Origin of the sequence: Methyloceanibacter marginalis, assembly GCF_001723295.1 — a bacterium.
GTDB lineage: Bacteria > Pseudomonadota > Alphaproteobacteria > Rhizobiales > Methyloligellaceae > Methyloceanibacter > Methyloceanibacter marginalis.
The window spans coordinates 22,803-28,802 of record NZ_LPWD01000007.1; the positions used below are offsets into that span (position 1 = coordinate 22,803).

4 protein-coding genes are annotated in these 6,000 nt (G+C 59.4%); 2 read left to right on the top strand and 2 right to left on the bottom strand.

Translation table 11 applies throughout. The annotated features are described in order from the left end of the window. The first annotated feature begins 423 nt into the window (after window positions 1-423). Entirely contained in the window at window positions 424-2,394 is a 1,971-nt protein-coding gene (rpoD, locus tag AUC71_RS00300) for an RNA polymerase sigma factor RpoD (RefSeq protein ID WP_069622650.1), read from the top strand. Between the two features lie 229 nt (window positions 2,395-2,623). Here rpoD and AUC71_RS00305 read toward each other — a convergent pair whose 3' ends face one another. Both AUC71_RS00305 and AUC71_RS00310 read right to left on the bottom strand, forming a co-directional pair. Next, window positions 2,624-4,738, bottom strand: coding sequence for a DEAD/DEAH box helicase (locus AUC71_RS00305; protein WP_069622651.1), 2,115 nt, complete (start codon window positions 4,736-4,738; stop codon window positions 2,624-2,626). Continuing rightward, entirely contained in the window at window positions 4,735-5,580 is an 846-nt protein-coding gene (locus AUC71_RS00310; RefSeq protein ID WP_069622652.1) for a HamA C-terminal domain-containing protein, read from the bottom strand. Before AUC71_RS00310 ends, AUC71_RS00305 begins: the two co-directional genes overlap by 4 nt. 195 nt (window positions 5,581-5,775) lie before the next feature. Here AUC71_RS00310 and AUC71_RS00315 point away from each other — a divergent pair. After that, the coding region (locus AUC71_RS00315; RefSeq protein WP_141701342.1) for a hypothetical protein at window positions 5,776-6,000 on the top strand (225 nt) is incomplete at its 3' end.

The window sequence follows — 6,000 nt, forward strand, 5'->3', positions numbered from 1 at the left end:
CGCGGGCATCCGCGTGAAAACCCCGCAAATGGCGGAAAAGCGTTGCGTCCGTGCCGCGTTGCAGTCGCTTCAAGTGCCGCGTGGGGACGGTGTCGCGTGCGGCCGTGCCGGGTTGGCCCCTCCCGAGGGAGGTTCGACCGAAGGGCCCGTGACGCCCCGCGTCGATAAGTCTGAGAACTGTATTGCAGGCTGGATGGTCTAACAGGAGGCATTTCGGCCCCGAATTGGGCGAAAAACGCGAGGCTTTCTCGCATTCCCCGGGGCCATGCTTAATTGACGGTTAAGGGTGCGCCCGTTAAGCGCTTCTGGGACGTGCCGTCGCTGGGCACCCCAGGCAGATAGTGACAGAGAGTGAGAGAGGGCCTTGCCTTTCTCCCGACCATGAGAGCGGCGCCCTTCAAGGGACAGCCCCGGAGTATATGAATGGCAACCAAGACAGCTGAAGCCGACGAGCAAGAGCCCGAGACCCAGTCCCAGGATGGACCGGTGCTCGACATGTCCGACGCGGCCGTCAAGAAGCTGATCAAGACGGCGAAGGCCCGCGGCTTCGTGACCTATGACGAGCTGAACGAGGTGCTGCCCTCCGAGGAAGTCTCCTCCGAGCAGATCGAGGACACCATGTCCATGCTGTCGGACATGGGCATCAACGTCATCGACTCAGACGACGCCGAAGAGGCCGAGAGCGCCGACGGCGAAGGCAAGGCCGTGGTGCCGCAGGCCGCCGTCGCCAAGCCCGAGACCGCCGCCAAGGAGCCCACCGAGCGCACCGACGATCCCGTGCGCATGTATCTGCGCGAGATGGGCACCGTCGAGCTTCTGTCCCGCGAGGGCGAGATCGCCATCGCCAAGCGCATCGAGGCCGGCCGCGAGGCCATGATCGCAGGGCTCTGCGAAAGCCCGCTCACCTTCCAGGCCATCATCATCTGGCGCGACGAGCTGAACGAAGGCAAGATTCTGCTCCGCGACATCATCGATCTCGAAGCCACCTATCAGGGCCCCGACGCCAAGGTCGTTCCCTCCCAGCCGCTGCCGGGCGAGGAGCCCGAGGAGGAAGAGGAGAAGGCGGCCGAGGAGGGCGAGGAGAAAGAGGAAGAAGAAGAGGACGACGAGGACGATCTGGAGAACTCGCTTTCGCTCGCCGCCATGGAGGCCGAGCTTAAGCCGCAAGTGCTCGAGACCTTCGATCTGGTCGCCACCAATTACAAGAAGCTCCGCCGCCTTCAGGACCAGCTGGTCGAACGCGCGCTCAAGAACGACACGCTCTCCTCGTCCCAGGAGAAGCGCTACAAGGTGCTGAAGGACGAGATCGTCACCGAGGTGAAGTCGCTCCAGCTCAACACCAACCGTATCGAGTCCCTGGTCGAGACCCTCTACGACATCAACAAGAAGCTGATGGGCTATGAGGGCCGCCTGCTGCGCCTCGCCGAAGGCTATGGCGTCGCGCGCGAGGACTTCCTCGGCGAATATCAGAGCAACGAGCTCGACCCCAACTGGCTGCGCCGGGTCGGGCGCCTCAAGAAGAAGGGCTGGGCCGATTTCATCAAGGACGAGCGCGGCATGGTGAAGGAGCTCCGCTCCGCCATTCAGCAGCTCGCCGCCGAGACGGGGCTCGAGATCTCCGAGTTCCGCCGCATCGTGCATATCGTGCAGAAGGGCGAGCGCGAGGCGCGCCAGGCCAAGAAGGAGATGGTCGAGGCCAATTTGCGTCTCGTGATCTCCATCGCCAAGAAATACACGAACCGCGGGCTTCAGTTCCTCGACCTCATCCAGGAAGGGAATATCGGCCTCATGAAGGCCGTCGATAAGTTCGAATATCGCCGCGGCTACAAGTTCTCGACCTACGCCACCTGGTGGATCCGCCAGGCGATCACCCGCTCGATTGCCGATCAGGCGCGCACCATCCGCATCCCCGTGCACATGATCGAGACCATCAACAAGATCGTGCGCACTTCCCGCCAGATGCTGCACGAGATCGGCCGCGAGCCGACGCCGGAGGAGCTCGCCGAGAAATTGGCCATGCCGCTGGAGAAGGTGCGCAAGGTCCTCAAGATCGCCAAGGAGCCCATCAGCCTCGAGACGCCGATCGGCGACGAGGAGGACTCATATCTCGGCGATTTCATCGAGGACAAGAACGCGGTGCTCCCCATTGACGCCGCGATCCAGTCGAACTTACGCGAGACGACGACGCGGGTGCTGGCCTCGCTCACGCCGCGCGAGGAGCGCGTGCTCCGCATGCGCTTTGGCATCGGCATGAACACCGACCACACCCTCGAAGAGGTCGGCCAACAGTTCTCGGTCACCCGCGAACGCATCCGCCAGATCGAGGCCAAAGCGCTCAGAAAACTCAAACATCCTTCTCGGTCGAGAAAACTCAGGAGTTTTCTCGACAACTAGCGCAAGCCTTTAGCCCCCGGGCTTGACCCGGGGGTCAAGCACCCGAGCCGCTCGCGCAAACTGCGCTCGTTCCTCGACAACTGACGCCCGGCGTCTCACCACTTCACGGAGCCTGCCCCCGGACTCGATCCGGGGGTCATGCCCGGGCTTGACCCGGGCATCCACGCCGTTACGGCTCAGCAAGCGGTGACGCCAGTGGCATGGATTGCCCGCCACGAAGGGGTTGTAGCTATCTTAAAGCCAAGGATACGATGAAATAATCTACTTCGTCGAAGCCCTCTAGTTGGCGCAGGTCGAGACGTGCAATCTGGTTCAACGCATCGGCCCGACTGCTCGGCGTACTCAGGTGAGGCGCAAGGCGCTCAGCCAACGGAAGTGGAATTCCGGCTTCGTCCAACTCCTTCATCCAGGGAGGCCTGAACCAGGTCTCAAGGCCCACGATGTAGGGGCCATAAGCAACCTCTGAATCTGGTTGAAGGTCGAGAACGATAGCCTCAACAGCCGCCAATGTTCGTGGGAATGAGAATTCGCACGCTTGGAGGAACTGAAACGCCGCGTCCACGCCGGCGGCGCGGTCGTCCGTAAAAAACTTTCCCGCGAAGAAGCGCAGGAACTTTGGCAAGGTCCTTATACTTCCGAGCAGGGACCACGCCCAGCCAATCATCCCAGGGGAATGCACGCCGGTCGGTTCGTTGCGTTTGTGCGCGACCATCAGCGCGAGTTCTGCAATCGCTTTCCGTTGGTCCCTATCCGGAAATCCGGACCAGACCAGCAGCTCAGGGTTCCCGTTCAGCACCTGCTCAATTCGATCGCGAAGAGCTGCCAGGAGTTCAACGCCCAGCGCCCCATGTTCCCGGAGGACGTGAGCGCTGAGGCCTGTGGCAAGCGGCAGGTTTTCCTGACGCTGCCGACCCTCTGTCGATAGCTCTCCGGGGGCGACATTCATAACGAGGAAATCCGTCGATGAGCCAGGATCGTTCAGGATGGGCACCTGAACGTCCGTTTCGACCTCTTTCGGTGGTTGGTGATAGAGAAAGACGTTTCCGATGAAGTGCCGCATCATCCGACCAACGCGGCCTCGAATATTCGCGAACGAAAAAAAGTCAAAGTCTGCGCGGTTGATCTTCTTGTCATAGATGAAGACGTTGGCCGCAGAGGTGTTCACGCCTTCGATCAGCGTTGAGGTGCAGATAAGGACCTTTATTTCGTTAGTATTGAAGAGATGGACGAATAATTGTCCCAGTGAGCGTGGCAGGCGTCCGTGATGAATTGCGATGCCACGCTGGTTGCCGCGGGCTACCGGCCAAGCCGGATGGTAGTTTCGTTCGACCCAGGCGGCCAGCTGAGGACCGAGGATAGACTCGTAGGCAATGCCGGAGTCTACTAGCTGGTCCATTAGCCTCTGAGCAGTATTGGGCGTGGCAGTGAAAACAAGGGAGCTTTCGTCGCCGACGTTGTTCAGGTCGGAAAGGAAAGTTGCAAAAAGCTCCTGGCTCTCTGACCTGTCGACAACATTTACGGTAACGGTGCGATAGTCGGTACGGACGAAGCGGAAATTACCAGACCACTTCGGGCCTAGTTCGATGTTGCGGATGTGGGGTCCAGCCATGAAGCTTTGCTTAGCCACAGGCAGCGCGCGATAGAGTGCAAGATTCAAAGTCTCATATCGAGTGTCACCCCGGCTGGGATCGAGTTTGTAGAACTCATCCACGAACAGTAGGTCTATTTTCAAGTCGTCCTTGCGTTGGAGGAAGCGCTCCTGTGTGAGAACGAAAATTGTTGGCTGCTCTGGGTTGTATGAGTCGGCCACTGTGGTGATGACCTTATAGAAGTCGCCGAAGTTTCTTCCGTAGCGTCGCCGAGTTTCGTCGATTAAGGCGATAGTGGGAAGAATTACGACGACGGTATGAGGACGCTTTCTTGCGAGGAACGCATCCACCAAGAGGCTCTTTCCGAAACTCGTGGGGGCGCTCAGAACTACGCTGTCGCCGTCCAAAAGCCAAAGCAGGATCTGCATTTGCTTGGAATGCAGGTAAAGCTTCTCGTCGAGCTGGACTGCATGAGCTTCGATAACCGTTTGCGTGAGCAAGCCAAAGGTCTCAGCCTCAATATAGGGATAGAGGCCGCACTCCTCGGCAAGGAATTCCACTGCCTGAATGCAGTCCTTCGGCACCTGACCATTGCGGCGCGCCTCCAAGAGCCGGATTGCAATTTCTAGCGCCACCTCAGCCTCGCGGTCGCTTTCGCTGAGTACCGATCCTGCTTCAAAAATTACGTCGAAGACTTGGCCGGAGGTTAGCGCTTCGTCCGGGCCGATGCTGCGCAAGAGACCAATTTCGCTCATAGGAATGGTTCCAGAAGCTTATCGAAACGGTCGACTACATCTTGCTTCTTGCCAAGTGGCACGAAAAGCAGCTCGAATCGAAGAGTAATGCCATTGGCCTTGCCGTTGAAATAAGCTCGCAAGTCTTCGACTTCTTTCTTGAGGCTCTCCACATAAGGTCCGGCAACGATGTCATGGTCAGCTACGGATTTGCTTTCATAGGCGATCAGCACTGGAAACACCGCTCGCTTCAATAATTCGTCGCCCGACGTTTGGGATTTGAAGAGCGTGAGAACTTCCTCGCGATGTGGAATGTCCGGGGCGACGTGGCCGAAGACCATGGCCTTCTCGGTCTTGAGGAAGGACGGAAGAATGTGTTCCTTGACCGATTTTACCGCATCACGGATTGCCTCCTGGGGATCGGTGTAGAATTTCGATTCACCTAGCCACAGATCGAATGACGGATCCTTCGGCAGGAGATGCACGCCGTCGAATCCCTTTACTGTGTCGTTTGACGAGGTCTTAAGCACCAATTTGCACATGACAGGAATAGTCTTGCAGTGAAGAATGCAAGCCAGATGGAGCATAAGCTCCCCGATCTCGCCGCGTGTGACCGTCCTCTTCGTCTTGTAGATATGGGCCGCCGCAACTCGCAGCATATCTACGAAGTTGTTGGAGCCAAAGGCGAGCTGGTGTTCCTGGCTCAGCGCCGCATAAGGCAGCCAATTGAAAAGGTGCGCGGCGAGCTGCTCACTTCGCCACACCCCGCCGTCGTAACCGGCGCAAAGGCCGATCGTCGGCGGCAGCGGCTTTGGCGCCTGATAACGCACCTCTAAAAAGGCGTCCGGATACACCACGGGCATGCCGGAAACCTAGGGTTGCAAACCTTGATAAATCAAGGATTTGATGCGGGAAAACTCTAAATCCCCAAAAACCAATCCCACCCTCAAGCCCGTGCCCCCACTACCACCACCCCCCACCCCCGGAACAATTCCCCCAATTCCGCCGTTTTCTTTCCAAGCGAACCCCCTTCGCTGCACACATGGAAGGAGAACGATATGCGTCTCACCCTTCTCTCGGGCCTCGCAGGCCTCCTCACGCTTTCCATGGCCGCGTTCGCCGTGCCGGCGGGCGCTGCCCAGCCGGTCAAGGGCGCGGTCCAAGGCACGGCGACGGTCGCCAAGGGCGTCGGCTCCGGCGCGGTCCAGGCCGGTAAAAGGCGTCGCCCGCGGCACCGTCACCGCCGCGCGCGGTATCGGCCGGGGCGGCGGCTGCGCGTCACG